Genomic DNA, 19,670 nt, shown 5'->3' on the forward strand with positions numbered 1-19,670 from the left:
TAGTACAACATGCCTCCGTAGCTCAGGGGATAGAGCACCGCTCTCCTAAAGCGGGTGTCGACGGTTCGAATCCGCCCGGGGGCACCAGAAGATTATGACGGCGTCGCGAGAGCGGCGCCGTTTCTGGTTTGTGGGAGCTGTCGGCGGATTCGGACCGTCGGCACCCGCGTCACTCATTTCCCCGCGGGGGGAGTTTTCGAATCCGCCCGGGGGCACCAGAGGAATATCGAGCCCGGTACCGCTACGGTGCCGGGCTCCTCTGGTTCATGTCATGTCAAAAACGAAGCGCCCGCTTGCTGGGGAAGCAAGCGGGCGCCTGTGAGCGAATATGTTTGCGGCGAGAGCCGTGATGAGCGGCAGGGTGGCGGCTAGTTGGTCGTACCGGAATCGTCACCCGTGCCCGAGCCAGAGCCCGAACCCGAGCCAGAAAGTGCGACCGTCAGCGTAATCGTGCTGTCGGTGGACTGCTTGCCGGTGGGGGAGACGCCCGTAACGGTGGCATCCTCGTTACCGCTTACGGGATTGCCGTTCTGGTCACAGAAGCCAATGTTATAGAAACCGGCGTTGTTGAGCGCGGTAACAGCGGCGGAAATGCTCTTGCCGTACAGGTTGCCCGGGACGGTGGCCTTGCCGGACTTCTTGGCGATGACGACGGTAATCGTGGCGCCGGGCTTCTGCTTGCCGCTGGGGTTCCAGCTGATCACGGTGCCCTCGGTAACCGAGTCGTTCTCCTGGTAGCTCACGTCGACACCAAAGCCTGCCATATCGAGGGCGTTGCGCGCCTGGGCCTCGGTCATGTCGGTCAGGTCGGGGACGGACGTGGTATCCGGGCCGCTCGAGACCTTGTACGAGATGGTCGTGCCCTTCGCGACTTCCTTACCGGCTTCGGTGCCCTGCTCAAAGACCTGGCCCTCATCAGCCTCGTTGGCCTCCTCGGAGGCGTTGCCCTTCAGGCCAACGCTTGCCAGTGCGGCTTCTGCTTGGTCCTTGGTTAGGCCGACAAGTTTGGGAACCTCAACCTTTTCGGAGGGCTTGGGGCCCTTGGAGATTACCAGGTTCACCTTGGTGCCCTTGGTCTTCTTGGTGTTGCCGTTGGGCGTCTGCTCGGCGACCTTGCCCTCGTCGACATCGTCGTTGTAGCTTTGGTCGATGGTGCCGACCTCGAGGCCGGCTTCCTTGATCAGCTCGACGGCAGTCTGCTGGTCCTTGCCCAGCACATCGGGCACAGTGACCTGCTCGCCGCCAAAGAGTCCTGTGGCAAAGGCCACCACGATGCCGATGACGGCAACGGCTGCCACCACGGCGGCGATAATCTTGTTCTTGTTGGATTTGGGCTTTTCGACCTCGTAGGAGCCGGTGGAGCCCGAAACCGAGCTGCGGGCGGTATTTTGGCCGCTCACGCCCGAGACGGGACGCACCATGGCGCGCGTCTGATCGGAAAGCTCGCGAGTCTTGGTGGCGCCCAGCTCACCGGGGGCACCGATGATGCGCGTGGGCTCCGAGACGTTGACGGCACGGCCCGACAGGTAGCTGTTGAGCACCTGACGCAGCTCGTCGGCGGTCTGGAAGCGGTTTGCCGGGTCCTTCTCCATGCACTTGAGGATGATGCGCTCAAGGTCGGCGTCGACACCGGAGTTGATCTGGCTCGGCGGAATAGGCAGCTCGTTGACCTGCTTGAGTGCGACCGAGATAGCGTCGTCACCGTCAAAGGGAACGCGGCCGGTGGCGCACTCGTACATCACGACGCCCAGCGAGTAGATATCCGAGGTGGGGCCGAGGTCCTGGCCGCGGGTCTGCTCGGGGCTGACGTAGTGGGCGGTTCCCAGCACGTTGTTGTCTTGCGTGAGGTGGCTGTTCTTGGCACGCGCGATGCCAAAGTCCATCACCTTGATGTTGCCGTCGGGCAGCACCATGATGTTCTGCGGCTTAATGTCGCGGTGGATGATCTCGTGCTTGTGGGCGACCGAAAGCGCAGAGCTAATCTGCGAGCCGATCTGGGCGACCTTCTTGGGGTCGAGGGCGCCGTGGCTCTTGATGCCGCTCTTAAGGTCGGTGCCGCGCAGGTACTCCATGACGATGTAATAGGTGTCGCCGTCCTTGCCCCAATCGTAGACGCCCACGATATAGGGGGAGGAGAGACCGGCTGCTGCCTGGGCCTCCTGCTTAAAGCGTGCGGCGAAGGTTGCGTCGCCAGCATACTGCGGCAGCATGATCTTGACGGCAACCGTGCGGTCGAGGACCTGGTCCTGTGCACGGTAGACGGTCGCCATGCCGCCTGTTCCCACCTTATCCTTGAGGAGGTATCTTCCCCCGAGGACCCTCTGTTCCATTCCTGCTCCTAACATAACTATTCGCTCAACGATGTGTGTAGTACCTACGATGTGGCCGCTGGGGCCGTGTGGCGTGTTGCCGCTAACTCTTCGGTCGCGGCGCGCCTCGGGTGTCCGATTCGATCATGGGCATCACGCTCCCTGTGCGGCAAGCGCCGCGGTCAGGACGATACCGGCAATCTTGGCGGCCTCGACGTCATGCTTGTCGAAATCCTCCAAGGCCACCGAGATGGCGACCGTGGGTGAATCGTAAGGTGCAAAGCCAACGAACATCGAGTTGACGTTGGTGCCGCCGGTCTCGGCCGAGCCGGTCTTGCCGGCGACCTTGACGCCGGGGATCTGGGCATCGGTGCCGGTGCCGGACTGGACGACGGCAAGCATGGCCTGCTTGACCTGGTCGGCCGTGGCGGAGCTGACGGCCTGACCCAGCGAGCGGGACTGCGTGGTCTTGACCACGGTTCCGTCCGGGGCGAGTACCTGGGCTACAAAGTACGGGTCCATGACCACGCCGCTGTTAGCGATGGCGGCGGCAATCACGGCGTTTTGCATGACGGTGGTCTGCGGGCCGGGCGTGTGGTCCATGCCGACAGGCTGGCCGGCACCGGCCCAGGCGGTCTCCCACTCGGTCATGAGCGACGGGTCGGCCATGATGGAGGCCGCGGAGGTCAGGTCCTGGCCGAGCTTTTGGCCGTAGCCAAAGGCGTTGGCAAACTGCACGAGCGTGTTTGCGCCAACTTCGTTTGCCACCTGGCCAAAGACGACGTTGGAGGACACGGCAAAGGCCTGCTGCAGGCTGATGGTGCCGTAGCTCTCGTTGGCATAGTTGGTGACCGGTGCGTTGCCGATGTCCATGGAGCCGGGCGCCTGGTAGGTGCTGGTAAGGCTGGCGGTGCCGGTCTCGAGTGCCGCGGAAAGCGTAACGACCTTAAACGTTGAGCCCGGCGTGTACAGCGCGTCCATGGCGCGATTGTACATGGAGCCGTCCTCGCCGCCGCCCGTCTGCAGCAGGGCATCGATGTTGGTGTTGTCGTAGGTGGGCGAGCTGGCACATGCGAGCACCGCGCCGGTACGCGGGTCGATGACCACTACAGCGCCCTTAAAGCCCTTGAGCGCCTGCTCAGCAGCCGTCTGGATGCGCGAGTCGATGGTGAGCTTGGCGGTGTTGCCCGGCTGGGTCTGGCCCGCGAGCGACGCGATGGCGTTGTTCCAGCTGGAGTAGTCCTTAGAACCGGTGAGTGTGTCGTTCATGACGCTCTCGATGGCGGTGGTGCCATACTGCTGGCTCACGTAGCCAACCACGTGCGCTGCCAGGTTACCGTTGGGGTAGGAGCGTACGTAGGTGCCGTCCTCCTGCTGCAGCGATTCGGCCAGCGTCACGCCGTCGGACGTGATGATGGAGCCGCGCTGGATGTACTTGGAGCGGGCGATGGTGTGGTTGTTGGTCGGCATGTCCTGATAGTCCTTGGCCTTAATGACCTGGACATAGGTGAGGTTGCCGATAAGGATGGCGAACAGCGCCGTAAAGGCGAGCACCGCACGGGTTAGACGGTTGGCGAGCGCAACGCGGCCGAGCACACCGGATTCAGGCGTGTCGAGCAGGCGACGGCGCATGCGCGAGCCGACGGAATGGCTGCCGCTGCCGTAGGAAGACGAAGTGGCAAAGCGCGTGCCCGTCGGGGCGGCGGCAGATGCGACCTGATCATCGGTGATGGCGGCCATGGTGCCGGTGCCGGTAAGCTCGGCCTCGCGTCCGGTCGCCTCGTCACCGGCGCGCAGCAGGAACGCGACGATGATAAAGCTCGCCAGCAGCGAGGAGCCGCCCTGGCTCATAAAGGGTAGGGTGACGCCGGTCAGCGGGATCAGGCGGGTTACGCCGCCAACGATCAAGAAGGCCTGGAAGCTGATGGCTGCCGTAAGACCGGTGGCGCTAAAGGCGGCAAGGTCGGACTTTGCGCGGGCAGCTGTGGTCAGGCCACGCACGGCAAAGAGCATAAACAGGATGAGCACGGCGCCGCCGCCCAAAAGGCCCATCTCCTCGCCGATAGCCGAGAAGATAAAGTCGGACTCGACGACAGGGATGTTGTTGGCCATGCCGTTGCCGATGCCAACACCGACCAGGCCGCCATCGGCAAGCGAGAAGAGCGACTGGACGATCTGGTAGCCCTGGCCCTGGGCGTCCTTAAACGGATCGAGCCAAACCTGGAAACGCACCTGAACGTGAGACAGGAACTTGTAGGCGCCCACGGCTCCAACGGCTAAGAGCGCAAGGCCGATAACGACATACGAAAAGCGCCCCGTGGCAACGTAGAGCATCAGCAAGAAGATGGTGTAGAACAGTACGGCAGAGCCCAGATCGCGTTCGAAGACGACGACGAGCAGGCACACACCCCACACGGCAAACAGCGGCAGCAGCAGTCGCAGGCGAGGGATCTTAAAGCCCAGAATCTTGCGGTTGGAGATGGAGAGCAGCTCGCGGTTCTCGGCCAGGTAGCCGGCCAGGAACAGGACGATAAAGACCTTGGCGAACTCGCCGGGCTGGATGGTAAAGCCCGCGATGCGAATCCAGAGCTTGGAACCCGAGATCGTGGTGCCGATAAAGATGGGCAGCATCAGCAGAATGATGCCGATGATGCCAAAGGTGTACTTGTAGCGCATGACCACGTCGAGGTTCTTAACCAACGCGAGCGTCCCCACCATCAGGGCCACCGAGACAAACAGGATGATGAGCTGTGAGATCGCGAGAGCGGGTGCGAGACGCGTCACGAACGTGATACCGATGCCCGAAAGCACAAAGACAATGGGCAGGATGGCGGGGTCGGCACCGGGCGCCAAGATGCGCACGGCAATGTGGGCCGCGGCAAAGGCGGCAAAGAGGCCGATCGGTACGGCGAGCGTCTCAAAGGAGATGGCAGCGCCCGCGGTGAGGACGTACATCGCATACAGCAGGATGACGGGGAACGCCGAGGCGATGAGCAAGAGCAGCTCGGTGTTGCGGCGACTCATAAGCGGCACTCCCTTTCTAATTCTTATCGGAGGCTTCGGCCTCGGCGGACTGTTCGGCGGTTTTCTCGGAATCTGATTCGGAGGTCGATCCCTGATTGGTGTTGTCGCGAATCGTTTGCGCGTCGATCACCTGGCGGGTCTGCTCCTCGTCGATCTGGTGGCGGTACTTGGATATCGTGTCCTGCGCATCGTCGACACTTGTTTGCGGAATGCCCGCCTTGAGGCGGTTTTGCGTGTCTTCGGGCAGGTCGGACAGCTTGATGCTGGTTTCGCTTTCGAGCCAGTGGAGCTTGAGTCCGAGTGGCTTGCCGGGCAGGCCGCGCCAGACGGCGACATTGCCCTGGTAGGTACCCAGGTAGTACGAGCCGGTGACACCCGTGTAGGCCCAGATGCCAGCTGCCAGCACAAAGACGAGGGCCAGGATGGCGGCGATAGTAACGTTGCGGCGACGCACGCGCTGCGCCTCGCGCATAACGCCATCGTCAACCAGGTCAACGACTACTACGGTCACGTTGTCGTGGCCGCCGGCAGCAAGCGCCGCGTCCACTAGGTTGTCGACGCAGATTTGCGCGGTTGAGGACTGCGTGGCGATGTTCTCGATATCGCTATCGGGAATCATGCTCGAAAGGCCGTCGGAGCACAGGATCAGGCGGTCGCCTTCCTCGATATGCAGGGTGAAGTGGTCGGCATACATGGCGGGGTCCGAGCCCAGTGCGCGGGTGATGACCGAACGGTTGGGGTGGACGCGAGCCTCGTCTGCCGTGATCTCGCCAGCGTCCACGAGCTCCTCCACGTAGGAGTGGTCGCGGGTCACGCGGATGAGCGTGCCCTCGTGGAGCAGGTAGGCGCGAGAGTCGCCCACGTGGGCGATGGCGAGCGTGTCGTTTTCGATATAGGCGCAGGTGGCTGTGCAGCCCATGCCGGGCTTGCCCAGGCCGTTCAGGGCCGCCTCGATTACGGCGGCGTTGGCTGCCTCGACGGCTGCCGCCAGGCGTGCGGCGTCGGCAGACTGAGGAGCTGTCTTGGCGATGGTCTCGACAGCGATAGAAGAGGCCACCTCGCCGGCAGCGTGACCACCCATGCCGTCGCATACGCAAAAGAGCGGCGACTGCACCAGGTAGGAATCCTCATTGTGCGGGCGCACGCAGCCAACGTCGGAGCGGGCGCCCCACATGAGTTGCGTGGTGGTGCCGGCATCATAGGTCGAGTCGGTCTCGATGCGCTCCTCGGTCAGGGGCTCAAAGCTCATGGTCGAGCCGGGGTCTTTGAGCTTGGCCTCAACGGCGGCAACGTCGATCTCGGCGGTGTCACCGGGAGAGACGGTGTCGGTCTCGGCGTTTGATTCGGAATCGCCGGTGTCCGGGGAGTCGGGCTCCTTGGAAACGCGGGCGGTCGACTCGTCGTCTTGCGGGCTGACGTCTATAGGCTCGGGCGCCGGCGTAGACGCGGGCGCAACCTCGGATGCCGGGGCTATGGGAAACGCCGGCGCGGCGGGCTCGGGTGCCGCAAACGCCGCAGCGCTCTCGTTGATTGCCGCGGCGACGGGCTCTGCAAAGTGAGCTGGCGCCGGGGTTGCTTCGGGCGCTGTGGGCTGTTCCGCAGCATGTGCGCCGATGGGCGCCGCTGCGGCATCATCTTCGTCCTCGTTATCGGCGAGATCCGAAATATCATGCGTTACATGCGAAAGAGGCAGGGAGAACACGGTGTCCTCGGGTTCCACGGGTGCGGAGCCCGCTGGAGCGGCGTGGGCCGGCGCAGCTGTGGCGGCGGCCGGTGCCTCGGTCATAGTTGCGGACTTGTTCTCCTCGTCGATCATCGACGGTTCACCTTCATGACCACGTCGCCAATCTGGACTTCGTCGCCTTCGCGCAGCGTCGCGGGCTCCACCAGCTGGCGGCCGTTGACGAGCGTGCCGTTAAGCGAGTTGAGGTCCTCGATGATGAGCGCCGGGCCCTGCAGCGAAAAGCGCGCATGCGAGGCCGAGACGAATGGTTCGTTGATGCAGATGTCCGAAGATGGCGAGCGACCGACGATGACGGGGCCGAGCATGTCAACGTGGATGCCGCGGATACCGCGCGGACCCTTGTCCACATCGATCGTCCAGATAGCCGAGTCGCGGCGCTGTCCGCGCACAAGTCCCACGCCGGTCTTCATGACGGCGAATAGGAAGATATAGAGCAGGGCGACCAGGACGATGCGGCCTGCAAAAAGGACGATATCGATGTTCATAAGCGACTATCCCCTAAATTCAAAGGTACTCAGGCCAAACGTCAGCAGATCGCCGTTGCGCAGCGGGCAGCGCGTAATGCGGCGGTTGTTGACGAGCGTGCCGTTGGTGGAATTGAGGTCCTCGATCGACCAATCCGAGCCCGTAAAGGTGAGCTGGGCGTGGCGGCGCGACACGTTGGGGTCGCGCAGGGCAATGTCGGAAACTGAGCGCTCGCGACCGATGGTCACCTGTGCGGAGGTGATGCTATGGCTCTCGCCGCTCACGACGTCGACGAGCTGGGCGAGCGGGCGCTGCGGGGCGCGAGTGCTCGCCATGTTGGAGGCGATGCCGGCTGCGGCGCCTAGGCCCACGGCGGCACCGGTCGCGGCGGCTCCGCCCATGCCGGCAAGCGCGTCGCGCGAGACGGTCTGCGGCACCGGGATGGGTGCGGCGGCGGGGTCGGGGACGCTAGGCGCGAAGGGGTCTGCCACGGCAAGCGGGTCGGGAGCGGCGGCGCGAGGCGTCGGCTGCTGCTGGGGCATGGCGGCGGGGCGCTGCTGCTGCGGGGCGGCAAACTGCTGCTGGCCGGCGCGCGGGGCGCTGGCGGCGCGGCTTGCGGCCGAGTTGTTCTGGCCCAGGCCATTCTGGTAGGCGCGCTCTTCCTCGTACAGACGACCGAGCGTGGGGGCGTCGACGTTCTCGGCAAAGACCGAGAACTTACCGGCACGCAGCTGGGGGTCGATCATAAAGCGAACGAGGGGCTCGCCGACAAACACATAGCGGCGCTTTTCGGCCTGTGCCTTCACAAACTCGCGGACTTCGCGCGAAAGCTCGGGGTAGAACGGGGCGAGCATGGGATCGTCGTCGGCGGCGATCAGGATGGTATAGAGTGCCGGCGCGGTGTTGACGCCGTTGATCACCAGAGTCTGATCCTCCATGTCGCGAGCGGCCTGCTTGGCAAGCTTCTTAAAGGAGAACGGGGCACGGGTGGCACCGAAGATGCCGGCCACGTGGTCCTCGAAGATGTTCAGGAAGTTCACGAAAGATCACTCTCCGTATAGGTTCTTTGGTATCCGAGCAAATATAGGCATATCCCAACGATTATAGAGGATAGGGTTCCCGCAACCGCCGCCTTGACGACGACCGCGGCCGCAAGGCTGGCAATTTCCATATGGTGTGCAAGACAGAGCGACGCCGCGGTGCCTATTCCGCAGCCGGCGATGGCAGCGATTGCAGCCAGGTTCGAGCCCTGCTCGGCACGCCTGGCATGGGCGTTGAGCAGCAGAGATGTCAGTGCAGCTGTCGCCGCGACAAGCACAACGGCAGCCCAGAAGAGCATGTCTCCCAGCGCCGCGGCAACATTGCCGAGCCCCAGCACGCCTCCGGCGGAAAGCGCAACCGTAGCCAGGCGGCCAAAAAGCGCGCCCATCCCCGTGGCGGCCGCGGCGCTTGCCGGGCCGAGCCAAAAGGCCGCGATGCCGGCGGCGACCCCGGCGGCAAGGAGGACGTCACCCGTTAGACAGCCAAGTGCTACCGCGCAGGTGAGCGCGGCGCTCGCGGCAGCCTCGGTGCGGCCCCAGGCGATCCACCAACCGGACATGGTGGCGGCAAAGAGCACCGCGACGGGCAGCATCGACAGGATGCCCTGCGCCTGCATGGTGGCGTTGGCCATAAGTACCAAAAAGCCCACGGCCGAGATAGCCGAGCCAATCTGCGGGGCCAGGCCGGCGGCCACCCCAATCGCGATGGCCGCGGCAATAAGTCCGGGAAGCGCCGCGACGCCAGCCGTCTGCATGATCAAAAAGCTAAAGGCGCCACACGCTAGCGCCGAGATGGCGCGCATGGTGTAATCGCGCGCGTGGCTCCAGCGCGTGCCGGCCCAGCCGAGTGCGGGGTCGACCTCGATGGTGTCGTCCTCATAGGGCAACGATTCGATATCGTCTGCCGCGCGCTCGTCATCCGACAGCTCGCCCACCATCTGCTCCAGGCTGCGACGGCCCTCGCGCACGCTGCCCAAGCTGGCGAGCAGCTGGTCGCAAAATGCCTCGATGCTGCTGGGGCGGTCTTGCGGCATGGGGGAGAGGGCGCTCATGAGCGCAGCCTCGGCTCCTGGGGGAAAGTGCGGGATGAGCTCGCTGGGGTAGGTGGCACCGCCGATGATGCGGCCGAGCGAGTCGCCGGGCGTGGCGGCCATAAAGGGAGCGCTGCCGCACAGGCCCTCGTAGATCACGCAGGCGAGGGCAAAGACATCGGCGCGCTCGTCAACCGTGCCAGTCTCGATGTCGAGCTGCTCGGGTGGCATGTAGCCGATGGTGCCGCCGCGCGAGCCGCCAAAGCCGCCGGCAGACGACAGCCGCGCCATGCCAAAGTCGGTGAGCTTAACATTGCCCGAGTGGTCGATGAGCACGTTGGCGGGCTTAATATCCAGGTGGAGCACGCCGTTGCTATGGGCGAAGGTGAGCGCCTGGCCCAGCGCGTCGGCAATGGCCGCGGCCTCGTCAAAGGTGAGCGAATGGCCGTCCACGCGATGCAAAAAGTCGGCGAGCGACATGCCATCGACATATTCCATGACGAGGTAGGCATAGGCGGTATCGTGCGTAAAGTCGATAACCTGCACGATATTGGGATGTTGAAGCATGGCGGCAGTGTGCGCCTCGCGCAGGACATCCATGATGTCGCTGGCGGGCATGCCGGCACCGTTGATAAGGGGGATGCGCTTAATGGCCACGCGGCGGCGCAGGTGCGTATCGCGGCAAATCTCGATGGAGCCAAAACCGCCGGTCGCAAGCGTCTCGAGCGGCTGGTACCGCTTGAGCAGCTCGCGAGAGCTGGTGCCCTCCAAGGGAACGTCCGGCGAGAACCGGGCGGTATGTTGCGAGAAAAGCGGCATGGCCAACCCTCGTGCGTTTAAAGTTCGTTTGCGAGCGGCGGGCGCGGGGCCGAGCCGTTCGCGGTGGCATAGATGCTGCTAGTGTAGCACGCTCAGGCGGATGGCGAGGATGGCGGGATGCGAGGCTGCCTGTCTGGCTTGGCCTTAGCGCTTCTTCTTGCTCTTCTTCTGCTTGCGCTGCTTGCCCTTGTTGTCCTGGGGCTTGTCGGCCTTGTCGCCCCGCTTGGCCTCGGCGGCAGCCTTCTCGGCCTTCATTTTCTTCTTCTTGGTCTCGATGCGGAGCTTTTTGTTGATGCGCGCCTTAAGGAAGGGGCCAAACTGCTCGGCATCGCCGCGGATAAAGGTGTCCTTAGGGATAGTCACGCCCTGGTCGGCGAACATGGCTACAAAGATGCGCTCGCCGTCGAGTACGTGGTCGAGCTTCTCAAACGGGAAGAACTGCGACTTGCCGCTCTTGCCCCAAACCATCAGGCCGTCCTCGTTGGCAGCGACGCGGCGATAGCGGCCACCCATGGACTCGTCGGCCTCGACGGCGTCGATAAAGTCACGGGCGAGCGTGTGGTGCAGGTTTTTGCTCCACCAGGCCAAAAAGGCGCCGAATACGATCAGGACGACGCCAAACTTGATCCAGTTACCGCCGGCCACCAGCATGCCAATGCCGATCAGCGCGGCAATTGCCGCGGCGACATACAGCGAACCGCGACGCCTGGGCGAGGCGACCAGGCGGGCGAAGTCGGTGACCAGGTCGTTTTCGTACTGGTACTCGTTGAGGTACAGGATGCCGTCGTCGGCTGCGGCCTGCTCCTCGAGCGCGACCTCGACCTGGTCGGCTGCTTCGGAGGGGACGAGGTTGCTCTCTGCGTCTGCCATGCTCTTTGGACTCCTATCGCGGCGGGCTCGCCGTACGGGTTATTATGAATGCAGTATGCCGTGCGACCGCATGGCCGTCGCGGCAACAAGACTCAGTATACCCGGGGGAGCACCCATGGAATCGTTGTACCGAAAGTATCGCCCGCTCACCTTCGACTCCGTGGTGGGCCAGCAGCATATCGTCTCGACGCTCGAGCACGCCATCACCGAGGGGCGCCTGTCCCACGCATACCTGTTCTGCGGACCGCGCGGCACGGGCAAGACCACCATGGCGCGCATCCTTGCCAAGGCGCTGCTGTGCCGTAATGCCGAGGCAGCGCGCGCCGAGGGCGCAAGCGGGTGCATGCCCGACGGCACCTGTGAGGAGTGCGAGCTCATCGCCGAGGGCAACCACCCCGATGTCTACGAGCTCGATGCCGCAAGCCGCACGGGCGTGGACAATGTGCGCGAGGAGATCATCAACTCCGTCAACTTTGCCCCGGTGCGCGGCAAGTACAAGATCTATATCATCGACGAGGTTCACATGCTCACGACGGCGGCGTTCAACGCGCTGCTCAAGACGCTCGAGGAGCCGCCGGCACACGTGATCTTCGTGCTGTGCACCACCGACCCGCAAAAGATTCTGGAGACCATCCTCTCGCGCTGCCAGCGCTTCGATTTCCACCGCATCAGCAACGAGGATATCGAACATCGCTTGTCCTACGTGTGTGAGCAGGAGGGCTTCGATTACGACGACGAGGCGCTGACCATCGTGGCGCGCCATGCCAAGGGCGGTATGCGCGACGCGCTTTCCACGCTGGAGCAGCTGAGCGTTTTTGGCAACGGCGCCGTGCATGCGGACGATGCCCGCTCGCTTTTGGGCGAGGTTTCGGACCAGATCCTGGGCGAGTTTGCCCGCGCTATTGCCGAGCGTGATATTGCTGAACTCTATGGGCTCATTCGCGCACAGGTCGAGGAGGGCAATGATCTGCTTGAGCTGACGCGCGACCTGGTGGCGCATGTGCGCGACGTGTATGTGGCCTGCGTTGCCGGTGCCCGTGCCGAGCTGTTTGAGGGCGGGGCCGAGCAGGCCGAGGCGCTTGCTGCCGAGGCTGCTGCCTTTGGCGAGCATTCGACCGACCGTCTGGCCCGCGTGCTGACGGTGCTTGACGATGCCGCGCTGGAGATGAGGGGCGCGAGCGACGTGCGCCTGGTGCTCGAGATCGCCTGCACGCGCCTGGCACGTCCCGAGGCCGATTTAACGATTGAGGCATTGGCCGAGCGCGTGGCACGCCTGGAGGCCATGATTGCCAACGGCGCCGTGCCGGCGAGCGTGGCTGCTGCTCAGGCCGCCGCGCCTGCAGCATCCGTACCCGCTGCTGCCCAACAGCCGACGCTCATTTCGGGCGCTCGTGCTGCCGCTCCGGCGGCATCCGCTGCCCCCGCTGCTACGTCCGCGCGCCAGGGCGGTATGCCTTGGGACCGCGGCGCTGCTGTTCCGGCTGCCCAGCCTGCGACCAAGTCCGCGGCTCCTGCGCCGGCGCCCAGACCTGTAACGCCTGCACCTCAGCCCGTTGCGGCTCCGGCTTCCGCGCCTGCTGCATCGACCGTGTCGGTGTCCAAGCCCAACAACGCCGCCCAGGTTGCCGCCGCCGGTGCTGCCGAGACCCCCGCGGTTGAGGACGCCGGCGAGCTCCAGCGCAAATGGGCCGAGGTCGTCGAGCGCGTCAAGGCTCGTCAGGCCTCCTACGCAGGGCTTTTGCTCAACGCCCGCGCCACGGCCGACGACGGCTCCAAGCTCACGGTCTCGTTCCCCGCGGGTTCGACTTTTGCCATCAAGATGCTCGGTCGCGCCGATACGCAGTCGGTGGTCCTGCCGACGGTCTGCGCGGTCTTCGGTCGTCGTACCGTCGACTATGTCCTGGATGGGGGTGGCACGCCGGCTCCTCAACATGAGGAGCATTCTCCATCTGCACGGGCTGCGGTATCTGCGGACCCGCAACCCGTGTCCTCGGTGCCCCCTGCATTCTCGAGCGCCAGCGCGACGCAGCCAAAAGCGGCGCCGGTAGCGGCACCGACCCCGTCGGCGCCTGAACCCGCTGCGCCCAAACCGGCTGCTCCGATCCCCGCGCCCAAGTCCGCTGCCGCGCCTGCGCCCAAGTCATCCGACCTGGCCAAGGCCCCTTGGCTGCGCTCCGACAACCCTGCCGGTGCTCCTGCCACGGGCAAGCTCCCGACCGAGCCCGCGCCCCGAGCGCCCGAGCGCGCGTCCGTCCCCATGGCTCAGCCGCCTGCGCAGGCTGCGCCATGGGAATCCGAGCAGGTGCCCTACGACGATGCTATGGTCGGTGGTTTTGCTGCCGATGCCGGCGGGGACGATCTGCCCCCGTTCGACGTGCCGGGTGCGGCGTCCGCGACCAAGGCCGCTGCTGTGGCACCCGCAGCCTCTGCAAACGACGACGTCCCCGCCGCTCCCTGGGAATCCAATCCCGGTGCTGGCAGCCCCTTCGGCCATCAGGGCGCAGCCCCGAGCATCCCGCAGACCGAGGACGAGGCCAAGGCCCTCATCCGCAGCGTCTTTGGCCAGGCCACCATCTTCAAGCCGGTGGAGTAACCGTGTGGGCGGGTATGCTGCTCAAGAAGAGAACCCCTTGCCCGGGCGCATCTGTATTTCGGACATGTGTAATGTGGTGCCGCTTATATCGCATTCGAGCAGACAGGTGCGTGACGGTCGGCCTAGGATGCTGAGGTCGATACGATACGTCGCATGGCTGTCCGTGTACTCGACTTGCTCGGCGTTAATGGTTGCTCCGATTGCCAAATAAACGCCTAGCTCGGCATCGACAATCTTGAAGTCCTTTATCTTGACCTTGAACTCTTGATAGAGGGACGGGCTGTTGTAGTAGACGGTTCGGGTTCCGTCGGTGCACTCATCGGTCGTCTCCCATTTGACGACGGGCTGGTCCGAGCTGGCTATCAGCAGTTCTGCTCCAAAAGCTATGGCATGGGTGATGACAACCAGCAATGCCCAGCCGACAAAGAGATAGAGAACCACATATGCAACGGGGTGTTTTGAGCGGATGTTTTGGAGCGCGTTGGGGGCATTCATGGGGCACCTCCAAATTACTATCTATGGCAATCAAATTATACCCTGCCGCCATGTGCGCCGCCTCGAGCAGCGGTTCGGCATTTAGCTATTTAGTGGCGCACATGAAATGCCGGATTCGGCTCTACTAGATTGAGTGTGCGATATTATGCAACCTTGCATAATTCGACCTTGCATAATCTTTGAGTGCGGTTTGTATTGGAGGACATGTATATCGACTGAGGTAACACGTCCGCCCCGCTCTCTCGCCGCGCGCCGTGGTACGATTTTTGAGTTTGAAAGTCCCGCCGTGCTCCGGCTGCCCTTGCAGCTCGGCGTGCGGCCGCACGTAAAGGAGCCATCATGGCCGGTATGAACATGCAGCAGATGATGAAGCAGGCTCGCAAGATGCAGGAGCAGCTTGCCGCCGCGCAGGAGAACCTCAAGTCCCAGACCGTCGACGCCTCTGCCGGCGGCGGCATGGTCAAGGTGACCGTTAACGGCGAGATGGAGCTCGTCAACCTCACCATCGATCCCGATGCGCTCGATCCCGAGGACGTCGATATGCTGCAGGACATGATTATGGCTGCCGTCAACGAGGCCGTCCGCGGCGTCAACGAGCTCGCCAACAAGCAGATGGGCGCCATCACCGGCGGCCTCAACATCCCGGGCATGCCGTTCTAAGACACGCATATATATGAGTGCCAACCACAGTCTGCAAAAACTGCTCGATGAGCTGGGCCGTCTGCCGGGCATTGGTCCCAAGTCGGCCCAGCGCATCGCCTATTACCTGTTGGAGGCCGACGCCGAGGAGGCGCGCCGCCTGGCCGAGGCCATCCTGGAGGTCAAGCAGGAGGTCCACTTTTGCAGCCGCTGCTTTAACTACGCCACGGCCGACGAGTGCTCCATCTGCCAGGACCCGATGCGCGATACCACTCGCATTTGCGTGGTGGGCGAGCCGCGCGATGTCCAGGCGATCGAGCGCACGGGCAGCTACCACGGCCTCTACCACGTATTGGGCGGCGTGATCAGTCCCATGGACAAGATTGGCCCCGAGCAGCTGCACATTCGAGAGCTGCTGGCACGCTTGGGCCACGAGGACATCCACGAGGTCATCATCGCCACCAACCCCAATATTGAGGGCGAGACCACGGCGAGCTATCTGGCCCGTACCATCAAGCCGTTGGGCGTCGAGGTGTCGCGTCTGGCAAGCGGCCTTCCCGTGGGCGGCGACTTGGAGTATGCCGACGAGCTTACGCTTGGCCGCGCCATCGAGGCCCGCCGCGCGATTTAGGTGGCGAGCCTGCTCCTGCCGTATGTTTTCCTCGCGACGCACGGGGTAGTCATAATTTCCCCGTGCGACTGTGAGTTTGTTGTGCAACAAAGATGCTTCGTATCCGCTTATCGCATGGATGCTTCCGCTCGCATCCTTAATTTGTCCATTCGTTGCGCAACCTTTTTGGTTCGCTGATACACTCAAATATGGATTCGAATGAATGCGCCGCTCCCGAGCGGCGTGTTTTTGTTGGAGGAGAACGCATGCGGCCCGGTGGCACTCAGACAAAGCGCGGCGCCGCGGTGCGCATACGACGCCGACTGGGCTTGGCGCCGCGGGCGTACGCACTGCTATCGTGCTCGCTGGTGCTGGTCATAGCTGGCGTTTCTGCCTATGGCATGACCGTGCCGTCCATGATGCAGGCGCATGCCGCACGCGAACCGCGCGTGGGGCATGAGGTCAAAAGCGATCTGGGCACCACGACTGGATATGCTTGGGCAAGTGTGGTCGGGCATATTGTGTTTGGCACCGACGATGCGGACGGCGCCGAGGCCCCGGACAACGAAGTCACGCTTGCCAATGGCAAAACCATCGTGCTCACCAACACCAAGATCATCGATCGGTTGTCCAACAATAGCGTGGCGGCAACGGTGAATAAGGTCGAGCAGCAAAAGGAGCAGGACGCCCAGCAGTCCGGAAAGCCCGGTAGCTCGGATACTTCTGGCTCCGGCTCGGGTTCATCGAGTTCGGGCGGCGGCTCTGGGTCGGGTTCCTCTACCGGAGGGTCTGGAAACGGCGGCTCGATGGGCGGCAACACTGACAACGATGCAAACTCCGGTGGCCTTTCCGCTGCCGAGGAAGAGAGCATTCACAGTTGGCTTGTGACCAAGTACAACATGCTCGACGGCTATGTTTCTCGTGCCAATGACGTGGTCTCGACCTATAACTCTACGGGAGATCCCAGACCGTGCGACAGCCTGGTCGGGGAGATGTTTGTCATTCGAGCCGAGTTCGGTCGTCAGACATTCTCGCCCCGGTCAAAGTGGTATCAGCAGTATGCCAATCTGTGGGGCTGTTACACCAACCTATGTCAATGGGTCGGCCATTACGGCGATGATGACGTCGCGCTCGGTAACTTCAACAATAACGTGGCGGCGCTTGCCCTATGATGACCGATCTTGCATCCACCACACCACAATCGCTCGGTCGCGATCCCATGGTCGGCCTGCGCCTGGCGCGTGTCGACGGGTTTGAGCCGGCCATTGCGCTCGGTCAGGACGAACTGCCTGCCTATCTGCGTCGTTTTACGATGCTGTTTGCCGACGATGCCACCATGCGCCGTGGCGGTATCGGCCGCGTGACGCGTGCCGTCAACGCCCAAGGCGAGGCCGTGGCACTCAAGCAGCTCATCTTGCCGACGCGCGATGAGTTTGACGACGATGCCGCTCACGAGGCGCTGGTCGCCAAGTTCAAGGCGGCGTTTCGCGAGGAATACGAATGCCATCGCGCCCTTTCGGGCCTTAAGGGCTTTCCCCGCCTCTATGGCTGGGGCGAGGTCGACGGTGTGCCTGCAATTGTCATGGAATGGGTCGAGGGCGAGACGCTCGCCCGCTTGCGTTCGCGACTCGCCGTGGACGATGCCGGACGTCTGTCGCCGCTCGTGGCGGCGCGCCTGGGTCGCGACCTGTTCGATCTGCTCTGCCGCATGAGCTTGGTAGGCGAGGGGTTCGTCCATCGTGATATCTCGCCCGCTAATATAATGGTGCGCACGGCGCGCCTGCCGCTCGACCGACAGCTTGCCGAAGGCACCTTCGACCTGTGCTTGATTGACTTTGGCTCGTCGCTGGCGCTCGAGCCCGCCTCTGCGGTGGCCGGCACCGGCGGCAAGGCGTCGTTTACCGAGCGCTATGCCACGTTGCGCCGCGCGACGGTGGCCTACGCCCCGCCCGAGATGCTCACCGACGATATCCCCGACCTGCGCATGCTTCGCATGTCGCCGGCGATCGATGTCTATGCAGCGGCGAGTACGGTCTACGAGCTCATCGCCGGTGTCGCGCCGTACGAAGTGGCGCCGGGTGCGTCGGGTACTTCGGGCTCGCGCAAAAAGACACGAGATATCGCCAGCCCCTATCGCCTCAAGATGGATACGCTGCCCGATTATCCCGTCGGCGCCCACGCGCCCGGCTGCGACTTGACGCAACTGCTGCGACGCGAGCCCGATGTGGCACTTGCCGCGGCCGAACAGGCTCAGCAGCTGGGGCTCGATCCAAATTCCGAGGATCTGCGCGATGCGTTGGCGTTTGTCGACGCTCAGCTGTTCGATGTGTTGATGGCCTGCCTGTCCTGCCATCAGGAAGATCGTCCCGAGCCGGCTGCGGTGGAGGCGGCGCTCTCGGCATTTTGCGACCACTATGCGCAAAATGTCGCCCGCTCGCTTCGCGCCGAGCCGCTCATGCCGTGCCCGATGGAGGCATCGGGGCACACAGCCCGGCGTGCGGCGATGGTTGGTGCGACGGCGGCAAGCGGCGTGCTTTGGACTGTGGTCGTGGTATCGGCGGCGCTGTTGGCGTCGGGCGCCCATGTGACGCTCGTCGTGGGACCGCTTATGTGGTCCGGGAAGCTGCCGGCCATTATCGCGGCACTGGCGTTGGCGCTGCCGGGCATGGTGGGCATCGCTGCCGGGGCCTTGGCGCGCGACCGTCGTGTGGGATTCCTGCAGGGTGTGTTGGCCCTTTCCGCCTGCGAGGTTCCGGCTCTGGCCGCACTCGCATGTGCCGTGTTTTCCCAGCATGCCGTGGCGGGTGGCCTGGTGGCCGCCATAATTGCAACCTATGCGCTCACGTGGTTTTTGCTGGCGATGGGGTTTGCCTTTGAGCTTCCCGTCGTGTCAGCACGACGTGCGAAAATTCCCATGGCGACGCCGCTTGCCGGCGGAGCCGCGGCTGTCCGCGCCTTTGGCGGGCCGGCCGAAGTATCCGACACGATCTCTGCGACCAAGGAGGGCTAAGCCATGGCTTCTCAAGCTGAGCTCACCCCGTGCGGGGCAATGTTTGACATCTTTAAGCGCGCAGCGCACCTGAGCCATATCGAACTGTGCGGCCTGGTGCTCTCGAGCCGCCCGCTCGCCGACGGCCGTAGTCCGCAGAGCCGTGCCGCCGATCGCTCCTGGGTTTCGCGCTTTATCGTGCGCGCGCCGGTCGGCACGCTGCAGGAACGTTATTTTGCCGATTACGGCACCTCGGTCGCGCGCATTATGTCGCAGCTGGCCCTGCGCCGTCGCAATCCCATGGACGCCGCGGCCGTGACCAATATGGTGTGCGGCCCCACTGGCGAGCCCATGGTGCGGGCACTCGAGGAATGCCATCAGGACACGAATCTCTATCGCAATGCGCTCGAGCGCCTGTCGCAGGCGGCTGAGCTCATGCCCGCCGAACGTGCCGAGGCCATCCTGGTGCTGTTTGTCGCCGTGGGTTGCTCGGCAGATGTCCGCTCGTCGGTGACCTATGCCATCGACTACGCTCATGCGACCTGTGGCGGCGCCACGTCGACGCCGCGCTCGCTGAGCACATCTTCGGTCGCGGGCGAGCGCGAGGTCGCGCCGGCGCATCCGCTGGGACTGCTGCGCGTGCAAAACGGCTACGTGGTGAGCGCCCCGCGCTGGATTCAGCCGAGTGAGGAAGGCGTCGAGATCGGCGCGCTGGCAACGGGGGAGGGCGACATCACCGATGTCGGTGACGACGTCTCGGCCCGCCATGCCCATATCTGGTGCGACGATTCTGGCGCATGGTTTGTCGAGGACCTGTCGTCCACGAACGGCACCGTGGTGGTAAACGGGGCCACGAGTGTGTGTATTCAAGTAGAGCCCGGCCGCTCCGCCCAGCTCAACCCCGGCGACGAGCTCAAACTCGGCGAATCCACCACCTACGCCATCCTCCTCGGCGCCCTCTAGCTCATCCCCCCAATGAGTTGCGGTGAAATAGGGACTGATTAAGGCCGTTAACAGCAAAAACAGTCCCTATTTCACCGCA

The 19,670-nt window shown here is 63.8% G+C and carries 14 protein-coding genes and 1 tRNA gene; 7 read left to right on the forward strand and 8 right to left on the reverse strand.

What is annotated here, in order from left to right; translation table 11 throughout:
* Positions 1 to 11 precede the first annotated feature (11 nt).
* A tRNA-Arg gene (locus ABHT90_RS03450) sits at positions 12 to 87 on the forward strand.
* A 281-nt stretch (positions 88 to 368) separates the two neighbouring features.
* On the opposite strand, the gene pknB is transcribed toward ABHT90_RS03450, so the two are convergent.
* The 7 genes from pknB to ABHT90_RS03485 all read right to left on the reverse strand — a co-directional run bounded on the left by pknB (position 369) and on the right by ABHT90_RS03485 (position 11,302).
* Positions 369 to 2,330, reverse strand: coding sequence for a Stk1 family PASTA domain-containing Ser/Thr kinase (gene pknB, locus ABHT90_RS03455; protein WP_195240991.1), 1,962 nt, complete (start codon positions 2,328 to 2,330; stop codon positions 369 to 371).
* Between the two features lie 132 nt (positions 2,331 to 2,462).
* Entirely contained in the window at positions 2,463 to 5,333 is a 2,871-nt protein-coding gene (locus ABHT90_RS03460) for an FtsW/RodA/SpoVE family cell cycle protein (RefSeq protein ID WP_346981631.1), read from the reverse strand.
* 16 nt (positions 5,334 to 5,349) lie between these two features.
* Positions 5,350 to 7,149 (reverse strand): Stp1/IreP family PP2C-type Ser/Thr phosphatase, encoded by a 1,800-nt coding sequence (locus tag ABHT90_RS03465; RefSeq protein WP_346981633.1) that lies wholly within the window; start codon positions 7,147 to 7,149, stop codon positions 5,350 to 5,352.
* On the reverse strand, positions 7,146 to 7,562 hold the full coding sequence (locus ABHT90_RS03470; RefSeq protein ID WP_006235180.1) for an FHA domain-containing protein: 417 nt from the start codon (positions 7,560 to 7,562) through the stop codon (positions 7,146 to 7,148). Before ABHT90_RS03470 ends, ABHT90_RS03465 begins: the two co-directional genes overlap by 4 nt.
* A gap of 6 nt (positions 7,563 to 7,568) precedes the next feature.
* Positions 7,569 to 8,582 carry an FhaA domain-containing protein gene (locus tag ABHT90_RS03475; protein ID WP_035136732.1) on the reverse strand — a complete coding sequence of 338 codons (1,014 nt, stop codon included), beginning with the start codon at positions 8,580 to 8,582 and terminating at the stop codon, positions 7,569 to 7,571.
* Positions 8,579 to 10,432 (reverse strand): serine/threonine-protein kinase, encoded by a 1,854-nt coding sequence (locus tag ABHT90_RS03480; protein ID WP_346981634.1) that lies wholly within the window; start codon positions 10,430 to 10,432, stop codon positions 8,579 to 8,581. Before ABHT90_RS03480 ends, ABHT90_RS03475 begins: the two co-directional genes overlap by 4 nt.
* Positions 10,433 to 10,576: 144 nt before the next feature.
* Entirely contained in the window at positions 10,577 to 11,302 is a 726-nt protein-coding gene (locus tag ABHT90_RS03485; RefSeq protein ID WP_346981635.1) for a hypothetical protein, read from the reverse strand.
* 115 nt (positions 11,303 to 11,417) lie between these two features.
* Here ABHT90_RS03485 and dnaX point away from each other — a divergent pair, with 115 nt between their 5' ends.
* Positions 11,418 to 13,895, forward strand: coding sequence for a DNA polymerase III subunit gamma/tau (dnaX, locus tag ABHT90_RS03490; protein ID WP_346981637.1), 2,478 nt, complete (start codon positions 11,418 to 11,420; stop codon positions 13,893 to 13,895).
* A 21-nt stretch (positions 13,896 to 13,916) separates the two neighbouring features.
* Here dnaX and ABHT90_RS03495 read toward each other — a convergent pair whose 3' ends face one another.
* Positions 13,917 to 14,390 carry a hypothetical protein gene (locus tag ABHT90_RS03495; protein WP_346981639.1) on the reverse strand — a complete coding sequence of 158 codons (474 nt, stop codon included), beginning with the start codon at positions 14,388 to 14,390 and terminating at the stop codon, positions 13,917 to 13,919.
* A gap of 339 nt (positions 14,391 to 14,729) precedes the next feature.
* Between ABHT90_RS03495 and ABHT90_RS03500 the strand changes: the two genes are divergently transcribed.
* From ABHT90_RS03500 to ABHT90_RS03520, 5 genes are all read left to right on the forward strand, one after another.
* Positions 14,730 to 15,050, forward strand: a complete 321-nt coding sequence (locus ABHT90_RS03500) for a YbaB/EbfC family nucleoid-associated protein (protein WP_006235174.1) — start codon at positions 14,730 to 14,732, stop codon at positions 15,048 to 15,050.
* A 13-nt stretch (positions 15,051 to 15,063) separates the two neighbouring features.
* Positions 15,064 to 15,660 carry a recombination mediator RecR gene (gene recR, locus ABHT90_RS03505; RefSeq protein WP_006235173.1) on the forward strand — a complete coding sequence of 199 codons (597 nt, stop codon included), beginning with the start codon at positions 15,064 to 15,066 and terminating at the stop codon, positions 15,658 to 15,660.
* 245 nt (positions 15,661 to 15,905) lie between these two features.
* Positions 15,906 to 16,811 carry a hypothetical protein gene (locus ABHT90_RS03510; RefSeq protein ID WP_346981640.1) on the forward strand — a complete coding sequence of 302 codons (906 nt, stop codon included), beginning with the start codon at positions 15,906 to 15,908 and terminating at the stop codon, positions 16,809 to 16,811.
* Positions 16,808 to 18,649, forward strand: a complete 1,842-nt coding sequence (locus ABHT90_RS03515) for a serine/threonine protein kinase (RefSeq protein ID WP_346981642.1) — start codon at positions 16,808 to 16,810, stop codon at positions 18,647 to 18,649. Before ABHT90_RS03510 ends, ABHT90_RS03515 begins: the two co-directional genes overlap by 4 nt.
* Positions 18,650 to 18,652: 3 nt before the next feature.
* Positions 18,653 to 19,591, forward strand: coding sequence for an FHA domain-containing protein (locus ABHT90_RS03520; protein WP_346981644.1), 939 nt, complete (start codon positions 18,653 to 18,655; stop codon positions 19,589 to 19,591).
* The last annotated feature ends 79 nt before the right edge of the window (positions 19,592 to 19,670 follow it).

It is taken from the genome of Collinsella aerofaciens (assembly GCF_039758815.1).
GTDB classification, from domain to species: domain Bacteria; phylum Actinomycetota; class Coriobacteriia; order Coriobacteriales; family Coriobacteriaceae; genus Collinsella; species Collinsella aerofaciens_BP.

Bases quoted from the DNA above. Each gene is read 5' to 3' on its own strand.
- ABHT90_RS03485 (WP_346981635.1), bottom strand. From the start codon at position 11,302: ATGGCAGACGCAGAGAGCAACCTCGTCCCCTCCGAAGCAGCCGACCAG.
- ABHT90_RS03465 (WP_346981633.1), bottom strand. From the start codon at position 7,149: ATGATCGACGAGGAGAACAAGTCCGCAACTATGACCGAGGCACCGGCC.
- ABHT90_RS03470 (WP_006235180.1), bottom strand. From the start codon at position 7,562: ATGAACATCGATATCGTCCTTTTTGCAGGCCGCATCGTCCTGGTCGCC.
- pknB (WP_195240991.1), bottom strand. From the start codon at position 2,330: ATGGAACAGAGGGTCCTCGGGGGAAGATACCTCCTCAAGGATAAGGTG.
- recR (WP_006235173.1), top strand. From the start codon at position 15,064: ATGAGTGCCAACCACAGTCTGCAAAAACTGCTCGATGAGCTGGGCCGT.
- ABHT90_RS03495 (WP_346981639.1), bottom strand. From the start codon at position 14,390: ATGAATGCCCCCAACGCGCTCCAAAACATCCGCTCAAAACACCCCGTT.
- ABHT90_RS03515 (WP_346981642.1), top strand. From the start codon at position 16,808: ATGATGACCGATCTTGCATCCACCACACCACAATCGCTCGGTCGCGAT.
- ABHT90_RS03520 (WP_346981644.1), top strand. From the start codon at position 18,653: ATGGCTTCTCAAGCTGAGCTCACCCCGTGCGGGGCAATGTTTGACATC.
- ABHT90_RS03510 (WP_346981640.1), top strand. From the start codon at position 15,906: ATGCGGCCCGGTGGCACTCAGACAAAGCGCGGCGCCGCGGTGCGCATA.
- ABHT90_RS03480 (WP_346981634.1), bottom strand. From the start codon at position 10,432: ATGCCGCTTTTCTCGCAACATACCGCCCGGTTCTCGCCGGACGTTCCC.
- dnaX (WP_346981637.1), top strand. From the start codon at position 11,418: ATGGAATCGTTGTACCGAAAGTATCGCCCGCTCACCTTCGACTCCGTG.
- ABHT90_RS03500 (WP_006235174.1), top strand. From the start codon at position 14,730: ATGGCCGGTATGAACATGCAGCAGATGATGAAGCAGGCTCGCAAGATG.
- ABHT90_RS03460 (WP_346981631.1), bottom strand. From the start codon at position 5,333: ATGAGTCGCCGCAACACCGAGCTGCTCTTGCTCATCGCCTCGGCGTTC.